This is a genomic window from Kingella sp. (in: b-proteobacteria), from assembly GCF_030527935.1.
Lineage (GTDB): Bacteria > Pseudomonadota > Gammaproteobacteria > Burkholderiales > Neisseriaceae > Kingella_B.
The window spans coordinates 1-16,636 of record NZ_JAUMZV010000047.1 but is presented as its reverse complement, the minus strand read 5'-3'; the positions used below and the strand labels follow the sequence as shown (position 1 = coordinate 16,636).

Genomic DNA, 16,636 nt, shown 5'->3' with positions numbered 1-16,636 from the left:
AAACCTGTGTTTGGGTTTCGGCTGTCGAAGGAAAGGCTTTTTTGCAAAGGTCTCTGTCCATTAACACCATGATGCCAAAGCTGCGTCCAAAGTAGGTGGTATCCATGATGACATTGACGTGTTTTGGAGTGGCAAATTGGGCTTTGGGTTCGGCTTTTTTGAGATGGCGGTAAATGGTTTTGCTGCTGCATTTGAATGTGGCGGCAAGTTGGGAAGCAGTCTGTTTGCCTGCGGTATAGGCTTGCCGCAGTTCTTGCGGATTAAGTCGTTTGCCACCTTCAAATTGTCTGCCGCAGGCATGGCATTTATAGCGTTGTTTACCGTTTCGGCTACCGTTTTTTTTGACCTGTTTTAAGCCACAGAAAAAGCATTTTTTGTGTTCAAAGGTTTTAACTCCGTTTAAAACCTTATAGGATAAGGTTTCTAGCGGGTTTTAGCCTCCATTTTGTCCTATATGCCAAAAATTGAAAAATTTCCTACGGGAATAACTTTTCAAGCTAAAGCGTTAAAACAATTAACTAAAAACGTAATAGGAGAGTAAGTATTATGGTTATAGTAGATTCATTTAAACTTGTGTATCCCCAAAACGCTACTGAAAAAGAGGTGGTGTCCTAAAAAGTATGCTGTACTGTTGTCCCCTCTCCCACTGGCGGGGGAGGGTTAGGGTGGGGGTGGCTGTTTAATCCACCTACCACCCCCATTCTAGCCTTCCCCCGCCAGCGGGGGGAAAGGAACAGATTGCAGAATTTCTAACCAATACTGCTTTCTATCAACAATAATTAAGCCAGCATACTTTTTAGGACACCACCGAAAAATGAATTTATACGCTATCAAAATGCTGTGGAGATTGTGCGGGCGTTTAATAGTTCAGATGCGGTGGTTTGTGATGGGCGGATTTGTATTAAGGCAGAATCGGGCAAGGGGTATAAGCCTTATTTGAGAGCGAAAGCGCGGGAGCAATAATTTTCAGGCTGCCTATTTATGTTTACTCAATAGGCAGCCTGAAAATATATTTACCGCGCGGGAATCACGCCCAGCCGTTGTTTCAACGATGTTTTCGGTTCGCCCAAAATGTTGGCGTAATACACCGAATTGGTCAGCACTTTTTTCACATAATCGCGCGTTTCGTTAAACGGGATGGTTTCGGCGTAGATTGCGCCTTCCATGCTTGCGCCTTGCCATTTGCGGGCGCGACCCGGCCCTGCGTTGTAGCCTGCGGTGGCGAGCACATCGCTGTTGTTCAGGCTGTTGCGGGCATCCGCCATATACCATGTGCCCATGCGGATGTTGCCGTGCATGGTATATAACTCGCTGTTATCCATGCCGATTTTGCGGGCTATCATGCTGGCGGTGGCGGGCATTACTTGCATCAAGCCTTGCGCGCCCACACTGGATTGCGCGCCCATCACAAAGCGGCTTTCTTGGCGGATTAAGCCATACACCCATGCGGGGTCTACGCCGTTTTCGTTGCCGTATTGGCTAACCAAGTCGCGGAACGGGGTGGGATAGCGCAGGTTGTAGTTGAGCAGCTTGTTGGTTTTGTCTGCGCTGTGAATGGACATTTCGTAAAACTGGTGGTTGGACGCAAGCTGGGCGGCGGTTAAGAGCGTGCCTTCGTTCATGCCACGTGTGGCGTATTTCCATTCGTTTTGCGCTTGGCGACGCATTTTCCAGTTGCCCGATTGTTGGCTGCTGTGAAATAGATGCAAGGCGCGTTGGATTGCGCCGTCTTTACCTAGCTGGGCGATGTGGTTGTCTTGCGCGGCGGGGGCGTTGTTTTGCGCATTAACGCGGCTGCCGAGTTCTTCGGTAGCCAGCACGGCGTAGAAATTGCGCCCGCTGGCGGCGGCTTTTTGATACAGGGCTTGCGCTTCGCTGCGTTTGCCTTGCGCGGCTAGGGCGCGGGCGAGCCAGTATTGCCATGTGGGGTCGTTTTGCAATTTGGGCGGCATGGTTTGGATGATGTTGGCAAGCTCCGTCCAATTTTGCTGGCGCAGCGCGGCGCGGGCAAACCATTCAAATTGCTCGCTGTTGAGCTGGTTGCGGTCGGCGTTGCGGTAGTAATTCAATGCGCCGCTCATGTTGAGATTTTTGGCGTGCACCAAGCCGAGTACGCCCCATGCGAAGCCCGACTGTTCGCTGTTCAGGCTGCCTGAAAGCTGTTGTAGGCGGGTGGCGGCGGTATCGGGCGATTTTTGCGCGTTTGCGCCGATGACATCGCGCAGGGAGTTTTCTTGCGCGCCAAAGCCTGTGGGGCTGTCCAGCGGGCTGCCAAGCGCGGCGGCAAGGTTGGCGGCATCGGTGGTTTGCCCTGCGCTAATCAGCCCGCGCACGCGCCGCCATGCGCGGCTGGGGTTGAGCTGGCTGGCGCGCGCTTGCAATAAGCTGTTGCAGCCTGCGGGCAGTTTGCCTGTTTCTTCGGCAAGCTCGTTGATGAATGATGGGTCGTTTTCCATGCCGAGCAAGTTGGCGTAGCAACGGGTTTCTTGGCTGCGCCCTGCGGGGTCTAGCTGGGCGTATTGCTGCTGAAATTGCGCGGTTTGCCCACGTTTGGCAAGGCTTTTGAGCCATTCATTGCGCACGCTTTCGCCCATCGCGCTTTGCCCTTGCTGGGCGAGAAATTGCGCGGGCTGGATGTCGTCGCCATTTTTGGCGGCGGCTAACACGCTTTCATACACGCCATAGGTTTGCAGGGCTTGGTCTGCCGACTGTGCGGGGCGCATATTGGGATGCGAAAACGCCGCTTCGCCCGACACGGGCGGCAGGGGCTGCTCTTGCACGCTGGGCGCGATTTGATGCGAAGCGCAAGCAGCTAAAAGGGCAACGGCAAGACCGCTGACACTTTGAGAGAGAAAACGCAGAGCTGTCATTATAATTTCCATCATGAGCTTGATTTTTCGGGGGAATTGAAAGGGGCGTATCATAGCATTTTTTGCGCTTTCAGGCTGCCTTTGGGGGTGGGATATGGGATAGGATTAAGGCAGCCTGAAAATGGGCGGGGCGGCTTGAATTGCGTTTTAGGCTGCATTTGACTGCGTTTCAGGCTGCCTTTGAATGAGCATATTCTTGTTTACAAGCGATAGCGCGGTTTTCAATATTCGTCCAATCATTTAACCCTTTTCAGGCTGCCTTAAATCATCATCAAAGGCAGCCTGAAACTGCTATACTCGCCACTTTCCCCGTTTTACCAACCTTCCCCAAAGGAACTCAAAATGAGCCAACTCTTCCCCACCGCCACCCCGCGCACCCGCGCCCCCTATCGTTTTGACATCGTCGGCAGCTTTTTGCGCCCCGAAGCCCTAAAACAAGCCCGCCGCCAATGCGCCTGCGGCGAATGCAGCATGGAAGCCATGCACGCAGTGGAAGATGCCGAAATCCACAAAATCGTAGAAAAACAAAAAGCCATCGGGCTGCCCGCCGTGAGCGATGGCGAATTTCGCCGCACATGGTGGCATCTGGATTTCCTGTTTGAACTCGTAGGCGTAGAACTGCGCGACACCGACACATACAGCACCCAATTCAAAGCCCAGATGCACCGCCCCGTAACCCTAGAAATCATAGACCAAATCCAATGGCCCAACGTGCATCCCTTCTTGGAGCACTACAAACGCCTACACGCCGAAGCAAACGGCTACCCCGTCAAATTCACCATCCCATCGCCCAGCATGCTGCACCTGATTACCTGCGTGCGCACCGCCCAGCCCAAGCTGCCACCTGTTTACGCCAATAATCCAGAGCAACTCTTCGCCGACCTAACCACCGTGTACATCCAAGCCGTCAAAGCATTCTACGATTTAGGCTGCCGCATCCTGCAACTGGACGATACATCATGGGGCGAATTTTGCTCCGAAGAAAAACGCGCCCTTTACGCAGCGCAAGGCATCAACGTAGATGCCACCGCCCGCCGCTATGTGCAAATGCTCAACGACATCCGCGATGCTGCCCCCGCCGACATGGCACTCACCATGCACATCTGCCGTGGCAACTTCCGCTCCACATGGTTCTCATCAGGCGGCTACGAACCTATCGCCGAAATCCTATTTGGCGGCTGCCACATCGACGGCTTTTATTTAGAATACGACAGCGACCGCGCAGGCGACTTTAAACCCCTGCGGTTTATTAAAAATCAACAAGTTGTGCTTGGCTTAGTAACCAGCAAAACAGGCGAATTGGAAAACAAACAAGACATCATCGCCCGCATCCAAGAAGCCGCCCAATACGTTGACATTAACCAGCTTTGTCTCAGCCCCCAATGCGGCTTCGCATCCACCGAAGAAGGCAATGTGCTCACCGAAGACGAACAATGGCGCAAGCTAGAATTTATCCGCCAAATCGCCGAAGAAGTATGGGGCGCGTAACCGCCTAACCCCCTAATCACAACCACAACCCGCAAAGCAAAACACGCGCCAAGAGCAATCCCAGCGCGTGTTTTTTGCGCAGCAGAATAGGGCAGGGCAGCGAAGCCATAAAGAATAGGCAGCCTGAAACGCACAAACAATTTTTCAGGCTGCCACAAATGGAGCGGCGACGGCTCGTCGCCCAATCGCCCATTCAATAGGCAGCCTGAAATAAAACAGCATCAAACGTTTTCAGGCTGCCTATTCGCATCCAAGCAGCCTGAAACGGATGCAGCCTGAAAACAGTTTTTAGCGTTATCTTTGGCTTTATTGCCATTAAGCACAATCAACAGGCTAAACCGCCCTACCCACACCACACCAACCGCAAATCATCCCCCATCTCCCCCACCAACCGCCACACCGCCGCATTCGGCATCGGCAGCGCAGTTTGAAACCGCCGAAACGCCGTCATATCCGCCGAACAGGCAGCCTGAAATCCCAGCAGCCGCCACGCCAATAGCCCAATCCAAATACCATGCCCAAACAGCAAACTGCCATCGGGCAGCGCATCCCATTGCTGCAAAAATCGCGCCACGCGCTCGCTAAACTGCGCGAAGCTGTCCGCGCCGCGCCCCGTGCATTCGTTCACATCCGCCCGCTGCCAATAGGCTTGCGCCAGCGGGCGGCGTTGCTCGCCGTTCATGCCGCCGATTAAATCCATAGACAAGCAAGAAAACTCGTTCAACACAGGCAACACCTGCGGCGCAATGCCATAGCAAGCGCAATACGGTACAGCGGTTTCCTGCGTGCGCTGCATTTCAGACACAAACACCGCGCGGCGTTCAGGCAGCCTGAAAACCAGTTGCGCTGCCTGCTCCCTGCCCAGCGCGCTCAACGGAATCTCGCGCTCGGGCAAGCTGATACCGCCCGCGTTGGCAACCGATTGCGCATGGCGAATCAAATACAGCGTCTTCATGGTGGCATCCTTATGGCTTAACAAACAACACATAGGCAGCCTGAAAGTCTGTTTTCAGGCTGCCTATTGCCGCGCATCAATGCGACATAATCTGGCTCAAAAACTGTTTCGCCCTATCCGTTTGCGGGCTTTCAAAAAACTCATCAGGCTTGCGGTCTTCCAAAATCTGCCCGTGGTCTAGGAAAATAATCCTATCCGCCACTTCCCGCGCAAAGCCCATCTCATGCGTAACGCACATCATCGTCATGCCGCTTTGCGCCAAATCCTTCATCACTTTCAGCACTTCGCCCACCATTTCAGGGTCAAGCGCAGAAGTCGGCTCGTCAAACAGCATCACCGCAGGCTGCATCGCCAAACCCCGCGCAATCGCCACGCGCTGCCGTTGCCCGCCCGATAATTCAGCAGGATACGCATCTTTTTTATGCGCCAAGCCCACCTTTTCCAGCAATTCCATCGCCAGCTTTTCCGCCGCTGCCGCTTCCATGTTTTTCACCTTAATCGGCGATAACGTGATGTTTTCCAACACAGTTAAATGCGGATACAAATTAAAATGCTGGAACACAAAGCCCACTTCGGTGCGGATTTTGTTCAAATCGGTTTTGGCATCGGCAACATTGATGCCGTCCACCCAAATCTCGCCGCTTTCAATTTTTTCCAATTGGTTCACGGTGCGAATCAGCGTGGATTTGCCGCTGCCCGAAGGCCCGCACACCACCACCACTTCGCCTTGATGGATGTCTAAATTCACATTGTTAATCACATGGTTACTGCCAAAATGCTTGTTTACCGCTTTAAAGCTCAGCATCAGTTTTTGGGAGTTGATTTTGTTGGGCATAATAAATCTCCAAGAAATTATTAAAGTAAGCTATTTTTTAAAATAAATGAAAATTATCGTTTTTTAATTTCTTGATAACCATCCTTGTCTTTATTTTTATTAACTCGTGAACACAATGCATCACCACATCTAATAATATCTGACTGCCTAATCACATCTAATATTTGAACTTCATTTCTTGATGCTTGTATTATTTTCTTATAATCAATCGCTAGCCAAATTGCAGCAATCAATGCCACAGCACAAACAAACGTACTAATTGATACAGCCACCCAGCTTCTAAATATCAGTTGTTTAGCTCGCGTGCTGGTTTCATTAAAAACCGCATTGATTGCAGTTACTTGTTGCAACATTTGTTCACGAGCCTGAGCTATATCATTCATATATGCCATTTTAACCGCGTTCATCTCATCTTTTGCATTTTTATTGATAAATTCAATAAATTTTTCCTGTTGTAATGCTAATGCTGTATCCAACTCATCATGTGTTTGCGCCATCAAACCATCTAACTTTTCTTGATAATCCATCATCAGCAAAGTAGCCTGTTCTGCAAGTTTGTCTATTTTTTCAAATGCTAAATCTTCCATACTTAATTCCAAAATACTGACGAAAAAATATTTTCAGGCTGCCTAACGGCTTATCCCCATCCCCTGCCCACGTTCCATTTGCTTCTCATATTCGCGTTGCTGTGCTTCCTGAGCAAAACCTTGTTCGGTATGCATAACTTGTTTAAAACTTTCTCGCTCAGGCAGCATAAGTGCCTGTTCTGAATTGGTTGTAGCAATATCTACACCGCCATAAAAAGTACGATGCACCGCCACCAACTCTCCGCTGCTGTTAATATGCACACTATCCACCTTAGGTATTCTTTGCTCATACACCGCAGCTGTAAGCGCAGCCGCCCGATTATCTATCCCACGCTCGGTGTAAGGAAAATTTTGTTCTTGATAATATGCTTTCAAATGTTGCTTGATTTGCTGGTTTAAGATTTGTGCCTTTTCGGGCAGATTATCCCAAGAATAGGCTTGCGCTTCTTGCGCTTTTTCTTGACGGCGTTGTGCTAATTCAGATTGCATTCGGGTAAGCGTGGCTTGGGCAGTAGGCGATTGGTTAATCAAATCCTGTTGCGCCGTGCGTATGGCTTCTTGATTACCGCTTTTATGCGCTTCCCTAATCGCAGCGTATTTATTTAGAAAACGATTGGTGTAATCATCAATCGATTGCTGATGAGCGGAGTGTTGTTGCGTGGATTGTTGCTGCGATTTTAAAAAGCTAGGCGAGGAAATATCAACAATTTGGTTTAAATCTACGCCCCACGTTTGCAAGCCTTGCAGCGTAATGCTGTGTTTGGCTAATTCTTGTGCGTTAATATGTACTTTGCTGTTTGGGCCATATATTTCTTTTTCTTTTTCAAGAATAATGTTAATGGTTTGCGCAGCAATTTCATTGGAATAGGAACCATCATAAAACCGCGAAGCAATCATTTCTTGGTTGGCGGGGTTATTCAAATCCAGAGTTATATCGGCATTGGGCTGAAAACTCATGTTGTGATTCTTTGGATTAGGATGGGTTTGCCAGCTATATACCTTTTGACCATTTTTATCTGTTGCTTCTTGGATAAAATTCTGCATATCCTTTTGGGAAGCATTAAAAATTTCCTTTAATGTGGGGGTTTTACCTCCTAATTCTCGGCGCAAAGCCTCAACCGCGGCATTAAAGCCGTTAATCTCAGCGCGGGCTTCCCATTCGCGATTTTGTAATACCCAGTTTTGTATTTCATCGGTGTAATCGCGTATGCCCCCTTGTTGCACAATTTGCTGTTTTAAATCAGCAAAAAGGTTTTTTGTATTGGTTTTATCCAATGCATGTTGCAATTCATGCGCTGTCGTCATAATGGCAGAATAATAATCTGCTTTCGTTCCGCCATTGATTGAATTGGGATTAAAGCCTATTTCCTTGGTATCTGATGAAAATGCTGCATATACGCCTTGCTTCAAACTAGGGTTAATAAAAAAGCCTTGCATATATGCTTGATTATCTGGAAATTTAGAAGTAATGGCCAAATGAGCATCGTGCGCAATCTTGTCTGATGAACGCAATACTGCGCGCAATTGCTCATATTCTGCCTGCGATGCCCCTCTGCCACCTTGTTCCGCCGTTCTCGGATTTTTGAATTTTAACAATTCCAGTTCAGTTTCTTTGCTTAAAGTTATATTTTGTGCCATTTTTTACTCTTTAAAAAAAGATGCGTTCAATACAGCGAGGCGAAGCCGTATCAGATGGATGCCGTGCCTCATAAACATGAAGTTTTAAATTATCCCGTTCCAACAAAACCCCAGGAATTCTTACTTCTCTATGAAACAGCGGGTAGCTGGTATAGCCCAATGCTTCTGCTTTGCGCGTAAACTCTTCAATATTCATATCACAAATTTCGCTCATATCCAATTCAGCCGCATCAGGCTTTCTTTCGTTATAAAATCTTAATTCAAGATTAAAACTCCATTTACCTTTATACATTCCAGTATTGGTTCTATCAAAATAATAATGCCAATCGGGTGTAAGATTTTCAGTTAATAAAAACTCTCCCTCTTCAAGTCCTTGTGTGCGCAGTTTAACACCAAAAACTTGGCTTACTCGCTCTGGCGTAAAATCGTCTTGGGAATGGGCAATTTCCATCATTGCCAACAATTTTGTTAAAAGTTGGCGTTGGGTAAACTGAGGGGTGGGCTTGTTTTCAGTCATAGCTGTTTCCTTGTTTAAGGTGGATGATGTATTAGCGTGATGGGTACTGCATGCAGTTAGCAATGATACGAGTATCATCATAAGTATTTTATTCATTCTTTTTCCTTAATAATTGATGATTTAACTTCATTTTAGGCAGCCTGAAAATCATTTATCTGCCAGCCAATTGCTCAACGCCACATATTTTTCCGCTGCCACTTCTTCCGCCCGCTGCGTGGGCAAAATCCCCACGGCTTGCAAATCCTCATCGCCGGCAACGCCTTTCAGATTATTACGCAGCGTTTTGCGCCGCTGATGAAACGCCAAGCGCACCAAATCGGCAAAGTAGGCAAAATCTTGCGCGATGCCGATGCGTCCCGCCACGGGAATCATGCGCACCACGGCAGAATCCACTTTTGGCGCGGGGATAAAACTTTCGGGTGGCACGTCTATCAGGCTTTCCATGTCAAAAAAGTATTGCAGCATCACGCTCAGCCGCCCGTAGTCGTTGGTTTTGGGCGCGGCAACCATGCGCTCCACCACTTCTTTTTGCAGCATAAAGTGCATATCCACCACTTCATCCGCCACTTCGGCAAGCTTGAACAGCAGCGGCGTGGAAATGTTATACGGCAGGTTGCCGACAATTTTTTTGCGCCCCGCGATACTGCGAAAATCAAAGTTCAGCACGTCGCCTTCGTGGATAATCAGCTTGTTGGCAAAGGGTTGTTTTTTCAGATGGGCGATGATGTCGCGGTCAATTTCGCAAACGTGCAGTTGGTTGAGCTTGCGGGCAAGCGGCTCGGTAATCGCGGCAAGTCCCGGCCCAATTTCTATCACAATATCATCGGGTTGCGGGCGAACGGCGTTCACAATATCGGCGATGATGCGGGTGTCTTGCAGGAAATTTTGCCCAAAGCGTTTGCGGGCTTGGTGTTGAGTCATGGCAGAACGGATGCGAAAAAAAGAGTGTGGATTGTACTAAATTTCTTTTCAGGCTGCCTGAAAAGGCTGTAACCAACCTTGCTCGGTAAACGAGACGGTGGCGGCAGTGGTAACGATAATGTGGTCAAGCAACACAATATCCAGCAGGGCAAGCGCGGCGTGCAGGCGTTGGGTAAAGGCAAAATCGGCGGGCGATGGTTTCAGGCTGCCTGATGGATGGTTGTGGGCAAAAATCACGGCGGCGGCGTGGTGTTGCAGGGCAAAGCAGGCGATTTCGCGCGGGTAAGCCACGCTTTCGGATAACGTGCCGCGCGCGATTTCTTCGGCGGCAAGCAGTTGATTGTTGGCATCCAAAAACAGCGCGAAGCTGATTTCCACGCGCTCATGCCCGATGCGCAGGCGCAAATAATCGCCCACCGCTTGCGGCGTGTTCAGCAGCGATGCTTGGCGCAATTCTTCGCCCAACACGCGCCGCCCAATTTCCAGCACGGTGGCAAATTGGGCATAAGCCGCCAGCCCCATGCCTTTGTGTTTGCCCAACTCGGCAGCCGAAGCGTGCATCACGCCACCCAAGCCGCCATACGCATCCAACAGCGAGCGCGATAAATCCACCGCGCTCATGCCTTGCGTGCCCACGCGCAGCAAAATCGCCAGCAATTCGGCATCGCTTAACGCGCTTGCGCCGCGCTCCAACAGTTTCTCGCGCGGGCGTTCGCCTGCTGCCCAGTCTTTGATGCTCATGTTTGTTCCTTTTTTGTTTGCTGATTGGTTGTTGGTTGGCGTGCCGTTAAGGCAGCCTGAAAACTGTATTAACGTGAGAAAAGTGCTTTTCAGGCTGCCTATTATGCCTACAAAATGCTCGTTGCTTTTCGCGCTTGTTTTACACGCTTGCCAAGCATAGCGGGCGTATCGTTACACGGATGGCAAAATCTTATTTGCAAGGGGCTGTTGACAATCAACAGCCCCTAAATTGAGATAAAAAAAATACTACCCAAATGAGTAGTAGTGTTTTGATGTGGTTGGTGCCCGAGACCCGCAGCTCTACCCACCCACACAACCCACACAAACACCCAACAATCCCCAATAAAACAACTTATTAAAAAAATAGCCACCCACCAAATCTACACAAAAATTCGCTTTTAACCGATAATGATTGCACCAAAAATTACACCAAAAACACCATGGCAACCATTATTCAACGCGGCGATAAATGGCGCGTGCAAATCCGCATGCGTGGCGTTTCCCGCTCCGCCACCTTTGAGCGGCATTCAGACGCAAAAGCATGGGCAGCGCGTGTAGAAACCGAAATCCGCGATGGGCTACAAGGCAACCAAAGCCGCAACGTATTCTTTGGCGATATTTTACAACGCTATTTAGCAACAGAAACCACCAAAAAGCGCGGCAAACGTTCCGAAACCTACCGCATTAACGGCATTTTAAAATCATCGCTGGCGAATATCCGCGTGGAAGATTTGCGCCCGCAACACTTCGCCGACTGGCGCGATGTCCGCTTGCAACAAGTATCCAACGACAGCGTAAACCGCGAATTATCCACACTTTCCGCCGTCTGCGAACACGCCATGAAAGAATGGAGCTTGCTGCGCGAAAATCCCGTGCGCAAAATCAGCAAGCCCAAAGCATCCAAAGAACGCACCCGCCGCCCCAGCGAGCAAGAAATCCAACAAATCTGCGCAGCCTTGCACTACGCAGAAAACGAACCACCGAATCTGATTACTCAACGCTGCGCCATCGCCCTACTCTTTGCCATAGAAACCGCCATGCGAGCGGGCGAAATTTGCGCATTAAAATGGGAAAATGTCCACCTTAACCGCCGCATTGCTCACGTTGCCCAAAGCAAAAATGGGCATCCGCGCGATGTGCCTTTAACCAAACGCGCCATCGCCCTATTGGAAAAACTGCGCCCGATAGACCCAATTAGCGTATTCAAAATCCAAGCACACAGTCTAGACGTACTCTTTCGCCGCGCCCGCGACAACTGCGGCATTCAAGATTTACATTTCCACGACAGCCGCCGCGTAAAACCCAGCCTTGGGCAGCGTTTGCATCGGCGGATGGGCGGGCGGTTTCGGGCAAGTTTTTAACACTTGCTCCTTGATTTGCTTTTGCGACACGCTGCTGCAAGCGGTCAAGCTCACGGCGCAGATTAGCGTTAGCAGTTTGTGCATTTTGTTTCTCCTGTTCAATGGTCTGCAATTTCGCCGCGTAGGTTTGCGCAGCTTGCTGTTCGGTTTGGCGCACGGCATGGATACGCGCGTTTTCCGCTTCCAACGCCTGCCGCTCATATTTGGCGGCGGCTTCGCTGTAGCCCTTGTCGTGCCACCGTTGCAAGGCGCGGTATTGGGCGAATGCAACAGCAACGGCAGCGAGTGTGTAGAGTAGGGGTTTGTTCATGTTTACCACCATTTAATCAACGAAATACCGTAGCACAATAGCAAAAATCCCACGCCCATTCCCGCGCAAATCAATAACCACTTCAACCCCTGCCCTGTTTCATGCGCCAAGATTTGTGCCACTTGCTTTGTCCCTTTGCGCGTCATTTGCCCTTGAATATGCACATTCATAGATACTCCCGTTTTACTTTTAATATTGATTGGTTTAAAATCTTTCACGCTTAACTCCATCTAGGGTTACTTTTCAGCTAAATACCCAAACCCCCGCAAGGTTGCCGCCTTGCAGGGGTTGTTTTTTTGGGGTTTTCAGGCTGCCAACTCAAAATGCGGTCCATCCATAAACGCCTTTTTCCCTGCCGCCCGCCGCGCCGCGCTGTAATCCGCCACCAACTCCTGCGCAGGCTTGCCGGTATCGTTCAAACATTGCCAACAGCCGCCCCAGCGCACGCGCACGCCTAATTCCTTGGCAGCCTGACGCACTGCTTCCGCCAGCGGGTAATAATGCGCCCAATGCCACGAAATCTCGCTCGTGCCGTTGCCGTCAAAATCGCCCCACGGCACAATGTCCACCGCGTGCCCAAAGCCATCTGCCTGTTTCAAATGCTTGCTGTTAAGCGTTTGCGATGCGCCCGAAGCCACAAGGCGGCGTTGCCGCTCCAAAGTGCGCAAACCCTCGTTTACAGCGAAATCCTGCGCGGTGATTTCAATCGCCCGCTGCACCACTTTAACCAAGTTCGGATGCACGCCGACAAGGCGTTGTTGGCTGGTATTGCCTAATTTATAGCTCATAGTTCACTCCATAAAAAACTCGCCGCATGGGCGCAAAAAAAGGCTGCCCAAAGGCAGCCTGAAAAAGGTGTTACCACCACTTAATCAGCGAAATGCCATAGCAAAAAATCACAAATCCAATGGCAAACTGAATCCATTTGTTCTTGATAAACAATTCAAACACAGCATTCCTTTACTTGAAAAAAACAGCAAGAATTTCAGGCAATCGCCAAATCAATATCAATAATGCCAATCCGCTGATAACGTGCCAAAAGGTTTTGCGTACTTCTTTTGGGTTGATGTTTAAGGTTTCCATAAGGAATACTCCTAGAATTTTTCAGGCTGCCTGAAACAGTCGCAAAACAAAATAGCCAACCACGCATAAAATCAAAGCCACGCCCGCGCATTTAATAAAAAAACGCTTACCTTCGGCTACGGTTTGGCTGACTTCTTTTGCGCCCTGCGCGTCCATTTCGCCTTTGATTTCAATCATAACGTTTCCTTTACTTTCAATATTAAAGGGGTTAAACTTATCAAACATTTTGGTTAAACCTTTCTAAATGGTTAATAAAAAACGCCCGAAAGTTCGTACCTTTCGGGCGTTTGGTTTTAAAAAGGGCTGCGCAAAGGCAGCCTGAAAATGGTAAGTTGTTGATTTTTGCCTTTTCTCCAAAATTGGATAGATGGCAATCACTCGTTAATCAGCTTTTCCAGCAGCGCGGTTTTGGACAAGCCCTGTTCCGCCGCCAGCCTTTCCAGCCTTGCCACCGTTTCCAGTTTCAGCTTGAACGAACACAGCTTCACACCGCGCTTTTCGTCCGATTTTTTTTGAATTTCATTTCTTGACATTGCCATGATTTATCCTTTTCAGAATTGCGAAAATTCCCATTTGTTTGTATAGTTATGAAGACCCGAGGGGTTGCCCCCTCGGAAGTGCTACTTACTGATTACCAAGCCTGAGAACTTACAACCAGTAAAAGCACTAGGAAAATGAACTTAGTCATTTGGATTTTCCTATCTTCGCCCCCTGCTTCGGTAGGGGGTTTCCCGTTGTTGAACGTCTCAACAGGGATAATTATAGTACATACTACTTTATCATGCAAACCATTTTTGCTGTTTTTTCAAGGTAAGTTGTTGATTTTTTCGGAAACCTGAATTTTCAGGCAGCCGAAAGTTAAAAAAACACTTGCACAAAGTTTCAGGCTGCACTATCATCGCGCCATCACCAAGTATAGCGGTTTACATCGCACCCGAAAGCTGCGGCTTTTTTATGTCCATTCGCGGCATAAGTCTCTGATTAAATTTCACTGTGCAAATCTGCACACTGGAAAATCCAGCCAAACGGCGGGTCGAGAGAGCCAAATAAAACACCCGCAAGGGGAATAAGCTCCGCCGACTATACTCGGTGATTGAAGCCCGCCACCCATTAAGTGGCAATCGTCAATCAAAAGTATAGGAGTTCGTCATGAACATTCAAATTTCTAATGTGGCAATTCGCCAAACTTCCAACAATCTCTACAACCTGAACGATTTACACAAAGCAGCAGGTGGCGATGACAAACACCGCCCAACCTTTTGGCTGCGTCTGCAACAAACCCAAGAACTCATCGCCGAAATTGAAGCCCAAGGCGGCAAAGCTGCCGAAGTCATCAACGGCGGTAAAAATCGCGGCACATTTGTCTGCAAAGAACTGGTTTATGCCTATGCCACTTGGATTAGCGCAAAATTTTTCCTGCTGGTTATCCGCACCTTTGACGCTGTTGTTTCAGGCAGCCTGCAACCCAAACCCACCAAAGCATTACCCAACGGCTTAACCGCCGACCAAATCGAAACTGTCAAAAAACTTCACAATGCGCTGGTCAAATCCGCACCCAAAGAACAGCAGGCAAAAATCGCCATTACGCTGTGGAGCGCGGTCAAATCCAAATTCGGCGTGTCCTACAAGGAAGTGCCTGCCGAACAGTTTGCCGAAGTGTTGAGCGTGATGAGCCGCGTGGCGGTGGATAACGGCGTGCTGTTCGGCGAAGTATTAGACAAGCAGCCTGAAAACGCAGAGATTACATTCAGCCAAAGTGAACTGCGCGAATTGGCAACGGTAACTTACTATTGCGCTTGGGCTTGCGATTTGCTGCGCGAACTTGCCGCGCCGTTGTCTGCCTTGGGCTATGAACGGGCTTCAACTGTGCGCACGTTGCCAATGGAAAGCCACAGCTTTCTGCGCCGCACACATAAAGCCTTGCTACGCGAAATGCCCAAAATCAGCAGCGCGTTTGAGCGCGAGTGTATGCAAAATAGTTTGAGCCGCTGCGAATTTTTGATATAAGGCAAAGGCTTTTCAGGCTATTTATCCCCTTTTCGCGCTTTCAAATCCGCCAGCGCGGAAATAATAGCGGGCAAACGAATAGCCAAAATCAGCAACAAACTGCATGATGTTAGCGTAATGGCAACCGTAAAAAATCCATATTGCATCATTAGCTCCTTGATTGTTTTAAAGTCTATGTTAAAATTCACATCGCTACTCCAAGCATTGTTGAATACGAAACGCCGCGAAGCTCCTTACACTTCGCGGCGTTTTTTCAGGCTGCCTTTCTCATCTTTCGCTGCATCTGCCAAATCTTCCACGTCTGCGCCATAAAATACCCCGCCACGCCCAGCCGAAACAGCACCGATTCCGTGGGGATACTTTCCCGTTGCGCCACAATCGCCACCGCGCTGCCCACCAGCACCAAGTGCGCCCAAAACTCCAAATCATGCCAACGCCATTGCCGCCCGCCCAAACGGCACGCGCAATACACAAAAATAATCAGCCCGCAAGCCATGTCCAAATACTCATTCATTGCTTGTCTCCTTTGATTTTGTTGAAAATTTTGAGATACCACGCTTCAATCAGCGCGGTAATTTTTGGCGTAAACCATTGCCACGTTGCGCCCACGGTAAACGGCACAAACGCCTTTAACAGCGCGGTGTCGGATAGATGCAGGTAGTTCGTACCCAGTTCCACCAGCAAGGGCGACAACGTTCCCGCCAGCATCATGCTGGCAATCAGCCCTGTAACCGCCTGCCGCCGTCCGCTTGGCTCGCTGCGCCCCAAAGATACCGCCCCGCCCACCGCGCCCAAAATCAAGGCTTCAACCGGCATGCCAAGAAACGTCCCCGCGATGCCGATGGCGCTGATGTTTACCGCCGCGCTGATGTTGATTGTGTTGATTGGCATTTTTTCGCTCCTACCACCATTTAATCAAAGAAATGCCATAGCACAGCAACAATAAACCTGTGCCAATACCAATACAGCGAAACATAAACGCCACCCCTTGACGCAATGCCATAGAAGCCTTATCCGCGCCTTGTTCGCTCATTTGTCCTATAATTTTGTCTGTCATATCAAACCCCATATTCAATTTACAATCCGTTTGGATTGGTTTATTATCGACATCGTTCATTACTCCTTTTCTTTAAATGCTAAAACCCCCGCAAGGCTGCAACCTTGTGGGGGTTATTTTTTGTCATCAAAAAGCCTAAATTTCAGGCTGCCTAAACCAATCTGCCAAACTTTGCGGGCTGTATCGGTCAGGATATTGCAACCCCAACGCCGCCGCGCACCATTCCGAGCAAAACCACTTTTTCAGGCTGCCTTTGATGCCCAGCA

Annotated in this window: 22 protein-coding genes; 6 read left to right on the top strand and 16 right to left on the bottom strand. The window is 49.2% G+C overall.

Going from position 1 to position 16,636, the window contains the following annotated elements:
• The first annotated feature begins 163 nt into the window (after positions 1–163).
• Complete coding sequence (locus Q4A85_RS11875; protein ID WP_303110630.1) at positions 164–355, top strand: hypothetical protein; 192 nt, start codon at positions 164–166, stop codon at positions 353–355.
• A 658-nt stretch (positions 356–1,013) separates the two neighbouring features.
• On the opposite strand, the gene Q4A85_RS11870 is transcribed toward Q4A85_RS11875, so the two are convergent.
• Positions 1,014–2,870, bottom strand: a complete 1,857-nt coding sequence (locus tag Q4A85_RS11870; RefSeq protein WP_303110627.1) for a lytic transglycosylase domain-containing protein — start codon at positions 2,868–2,870, stop codon at positions 1,014–1,016.
• A 342-nt stretch (positions 2,871–3,212) separates the two neighbouring features.
• On the opposite strand from Q4A85_RS11870, the gene Q4A85_RS11865 reads away from it, so the two are divergent.
• Complete coding sequence (locus tag Q4A85_RS11865; protein WP_303110625.1) at positions 3,213–4,358, top strand: 5-methyltetrahydropteroyltriglutamate--homocysteine S-methyltransferase; 1,146 nt, start codon at positions 3,213–3,215, stop codon at positions 4,356–4,358.
• A gap of 74 nt (positions 4,359–4,432) precedes the next feature.
• Positions 4,433–4,558, top strand: coding sequence for a hypothetical protein (locus Q4A85_RS11860; protein ID WP_303110623.1), 126 nt, complete (start codon positions 4,433–4,435; stop codon positions 4,556–4,558).
• A 143-nt stretch (positions 4,559–4,701) separates the two neighbouring features.
• On the opposite strand, the gene Q4A85_RS11855 is transcribed toward Q4A85_RS11860, so the two are convergent.
• The 7 genes from Q4A85_RS11855 to radC all read right to left on the bottom strand — a co-directional run bounded on the left by Q4A85_RS11855 (position 4,702) and on the right by radC (position 10,552).
• A complete protein-coding gene (locus tag Q4A85_RS11855) occupies positions 4,702–5,313 on the bottom strand; it encodes a histidine phosphatase family protein (RefSeq protein WP_303110621.1) in 612 nt (203 codons plus the stop codon).
• 76 nt (positions 5,314–5,389) lie between these two features.
• A complete protein-coding gene (locus tag Q4A85_RS11850; RefSeq protein WP_303110632.1) occupies positions 5,390–6,118 on the bottom strand; it encodes an amino acid ABC transporter ATP-binding protein in 729 nt (242 codons plus the stop codon).
• 83 nt (positions 6,119–6,201) lie between these two features.
• On the bottom strand, positions 6,202–6,735 hold the full coding sequence (locus tag Q4A85_RS11845; RefSeq protein WP_303110619.1) for a hypothetical protein: 534 nt from the start codon (positions 6,733–6,735) through the stop codon (positions 6,202–6,204).
• 42 nt (positions 6,736–6,777) lie between these two features.
• A complete protein-coding gene (locus Q4A85_RS11840) occupies positions 6,778–8,373 on the bottom strand; it encodes an XVIPCD domain-containing protein (protein ID WP_303110616.1) in 1,596 nt (531 codons plus the stop codon).
• 10 nt (positions 8,374–8,383) lie between these two features.
• Positions 8,384–8,986 carry a hypothetical protein gene (locus Q4A85_RS11835; protein ID WP_303110614.1) on the bottom strand — a complete coding sequence of 201 codons (603 nt, stop codon included), beginning with the start codon at positions 8,984–8,986 and terminating at the stop codon, positions 8,384–8,386.
• A gap of 51 nt (positions 8,987–9,037) precedes the next feature.
• Positions 9,038–9,811, bottom strand: a complete 774-nt coding sequence (gene rsmA / locus Q4A85_RS11830; RefSeq protein WP_303110612.1) for a 16S rRNA (adenine(1518)-N(6)/adenine(1519)-N(6))-dimethyltransferase RsmA — start codon at positions 9,809–9,811, stop codon at positions 9,038–9,040.
• Between the two features lie 48 nt (positions 9,812–9,859).
• Positions 9,860–10,552, bottom strand: coding sequence for a DNA repair protein RadC (gene radC, locus Q4A85_RS11825; RefSeq protein WP_303110610.1), 693 nt, complete (start codon positions 10,550–10,552; stop codon positions 9,860–9,862).
• Positions 10,553–10,992: 440 nt separating this feature from the next.
• Here radC and Q4A85_RS11820 point away from each other — a divergent pair, with 440 nt between their 5' ends.
• The gene (locus tag Q4A85_RS11820) at positions 10,993–11,913 is read left to right on the top strand and encodes a site-specific integrase (protein WP_303110609.1); all 921 of its coding nucleotides are present in this window, start codon (positions 10,993–10,995) and stop codon (positions 11,911–11,913) included.
• Between the two features lie 10 nt (positions 11,914–11,923).
• Positions 11,924–12,211: a hypothetical protein gene (locus Q4A85_RS11815; RefSeq protein ID WP_303110607.1), complete on the top strand. Its 288-nt coding sequence runs from the start codon at positions 11,924–11,926 to the stop codon at positions 12,209–12,211.
• Between the two features lie 14 nt (positions 12,212–12,225).
• Here Q4A85_RS11815 and Q4A85_RS11810 read toward each other — a convergent pair whose 3' ends face one another.
• The 4 genes from Q4A85_RS11810 to Q4A85_RS11795 form a co-directional block, all read right to left on the bottom strand.
• Complete coding sequence (locus tag Q4A85_RS11810) at positions 12,226–12,441, bottom strand: hypothetical protein (RefSeq protein WP_303110605.1); 216 nt, start codon at positions 12,439–12,441, stop codon at positions 12,226–12,228.
• A gap of 87 nt (positions 12,442–12,528) precedes the next feature.
• Positions 12,529–13,011 carry a M15 family metallopeptidase gene (locus Q4A85_RS11805; protein WP_303110604.1) on the bottom strand — a complete coding sequence of 161 codons (483 nt, stop codon included), beginning with the start codon at positions 13,009–13,011 and terminating at the stop codon, positions 12,529–12,531.
• 316 nt (positions 13,012–13,327) lie between these two features.
• Complete coding sequence (locus tag Q4A85_RS11800) at positions 13,328–13,483, bottom strand: hypothetical protein (RefSeq protein WP_303110602.1); 156 nt, start codon at positions 13,481–13,483, stop codon at positions 13,328–13,330.
• A 197-nt stretch (positions 13,484–13,680) separates the two neighbouring features.
• Complete coding sequence (locus tag Q4A85_RS11795) at positions 13,681–13,845, bottom strand: ribbon-helix-helix protein, CopG family (protein ID WP_303110600.1); 165 nt, start codon at positions 13,843–13,845, stop codon at positions 13,681–13,683.
• 610 nt (positions 13,846–14,455) lie between these two features.
• Here Q4A85_RS11795 and Q4A85_RS11790 point away from each other — a divergent pair.
• On the top strand, positions 14,456–15,313 hold the full coding sequence (locus Q4A85_RS11790; protein ID WP_303110598.1) for a KilA-N domain-containing protein: 858 nt from the start codon (positions 14,456–14,458) through the stop codon (positions 15,311–15,313).
• Between the two features lie 17 nt (positions 15,314–15,330).
• Here the strand turns inward: Q4A85_RS11790 and Q4A85_RS11785 are convergent, their stop codons facing one another.
• The 4 genes from Q4A85_RS11785 to Q4A85_RS11770 all read right to left on the bottom strand — a co-directional run bounded on the left by Q4A85_RS11785 (position 15,331) and on the right by Q4A85_RS11770 (position 16,430).
• The gene (locus Q4A85_RS11785) at positions 15,331–15,459 is read right to left on the bottom strand and encodes a hypothetical protein (RefSeq protein WP_303110596.1); all 129 of its coding nucleotides are present in this window, start codon (positions 15,457–15,459) and stop codon (positions 15,331–15,333) included.
• A 107-nt stretch (positions 15,460–15,566) separates the two neighbouring features.
• Positions 15,567–15,827, bottom strand: a complete 261-nt coding sequence (locus tag Q4A85_RS11780) for a hypothetical protein (protein ID WP_303110594.1) — start codon at positions 15,825–15,827, stop codon at positions 15,567–15,569.
• Positions 15,824–16,204 (bottom strand): hypothetical protein, encoded by a 381-nt coding sequence (locus Q4A85_RS11775; RefSeq protein ID WP_303110592.1) that lies wholly within the window; start codon positions 16,202–16,204, stop codon positions 15,824–15,826. Before Q4A85_RS11775 ends, Q4A85_RS11780 begins: the two co-directional genes overlap by 4 nt.
• Positions 16,205–16,214: 10 nt before the next feature.
• Complete coding sequence (locus Q4A85_RS11770; protein ID WP_303110590.1) at positions 16,215–16,430, bottom strand: hypothetical protein; 216 nt, start codon at positions 16,428–16,430, stop codon at positions 16,215–16,217.
• Positions 16,431–16,636: the final 206 nt, after the last annotated feature.

Coding starts and splice junctions, on each gene's coding strand:
- Q4A85_RS11875 (WP_303110630.1), top strand. CDS start 164: ATGGCGGTAAATGGTTTTGCTGCTGCATTTGAATGTGGCGGCAAGTTG.
- Q4A85_RS11870 (WP_303110627.1), bottom strand. CDS start 2,870: ATGACAGCTCTGCGTTTTCTCTCTCAAAGTGTCAGCGGTCTTGCCGTT.
- Q4A85_RS11865 (WP_303110625.1), top strand. CDS start 3,213: ATGAGCCAACTCTTCCCCACCGCCACCCCGCGCACCCGCGCCCCCTAT.
- Q4A85_RS11855 (WP_303110621.1), bottom strand. CDS start 5,313: ATGAAGACGCTGTATTTGATTCGCCATGCGCAATCGGTTGCCAACGCG.
- Q4A85_RS11850 (WP_303110632.1), bottom strand. CDS start 6,118: ATGCTGAGCTTTAAAGCGGTAAACAAGCATTTTGGCAGTAACCATGTG.
- Q4A85_RS11845 (WP_303110619.1), bottom strand. CDS start 6,735: ATGGAAGATTTAGCATTTGAAAAAATAGACAAACTTGCAGAACAGGCT.
- Q4A85_RS11840 (WP_303110616.1), bottom strand. CDS start 8,373: ATGGCACAAAATATAACTTTAAGCAAAGAAACTGAACTGGAATTGTTA.
- Q4A85_RS11835 (WP_303110614.1), bottom strand. CDS start 8,986: ATGAATAAAATACTTATGATGATACTCGTATCATTGCTAACTGCATGC.
- rsmA (WP_303110612.1), bottom strand. CDS start 9,811: ATGACTCAACACCAAGCCCGCAAACGCTTTGGGCAAAATTTCCTGCAA.
- radC (WP_303110610.1), bottom strand. CDS start 10,552: ATGAGCATCAAAGACTGGGCAGCAGGCGAACGCCCGCGCGAGAAACTG.
- Q4A85_RS11820 (WP_303110609.1), top strand. CDS start 10,993: ATGGCAACCATTATTCAACGCGGCGATAAATGGCGCGTGCAAATCCGC.
- Q4A85_RS11805 (WP_303110604.1), bottom strand. CDS start 13,011: ATGAGCTATAAATTAGGCAATACCAGCCAACAACGCCTTGTCGGCGTG.
- Q4A85_RS11800 (WP_303110602.1), bottom strand. CDS start 13,483: ATGATTGAAATCAAAGGCGAAATGGACGCGCAGGGCGCAAAAGAAGTC.
- Q4A85_RS11795 (WP_303110600.1), bottom strand. CDS start 13,845: ATGGCAATGTCAAGAAATGAAATTCAAAAAAAATCGGACGAAAAGCGC.
- Q4A85_RS11790 (WP_303110598.1), top strand. CDS start 14,456: ATGAACATTCAAATTTCTAATGTGGCAATTCGCCAAACTTCCAACAAT.
- Q4A85_RS11785 (WP_303110596.1), bottom strand. CDS start 15,459: ATGCAATATGGATTTTTTACGGTTGCCATTACGCTAACATCATGCAGT.
- Q4A85_RS11780 (WP_303110594.1), bottom strand. CDS start 15,827: ATGAATGAGTATTTGGACATGGCTTGCGGGCTGATTATTTTTGTGTAT.
- Q4A85_RS11775 (WP_303110592.1), bottom strand. CDS start 16,204: ATGCCAATCAACACAATCAACATCAGCGCGGCGGTAAACATCAGCGCC.
- Q4A85_RS11770 (WP_303110590.1), bottom strand. CDS start 16,430: ATGAACGATGTCGATAATAAACCAATCCAAACGGATTGTAAATTGAAT.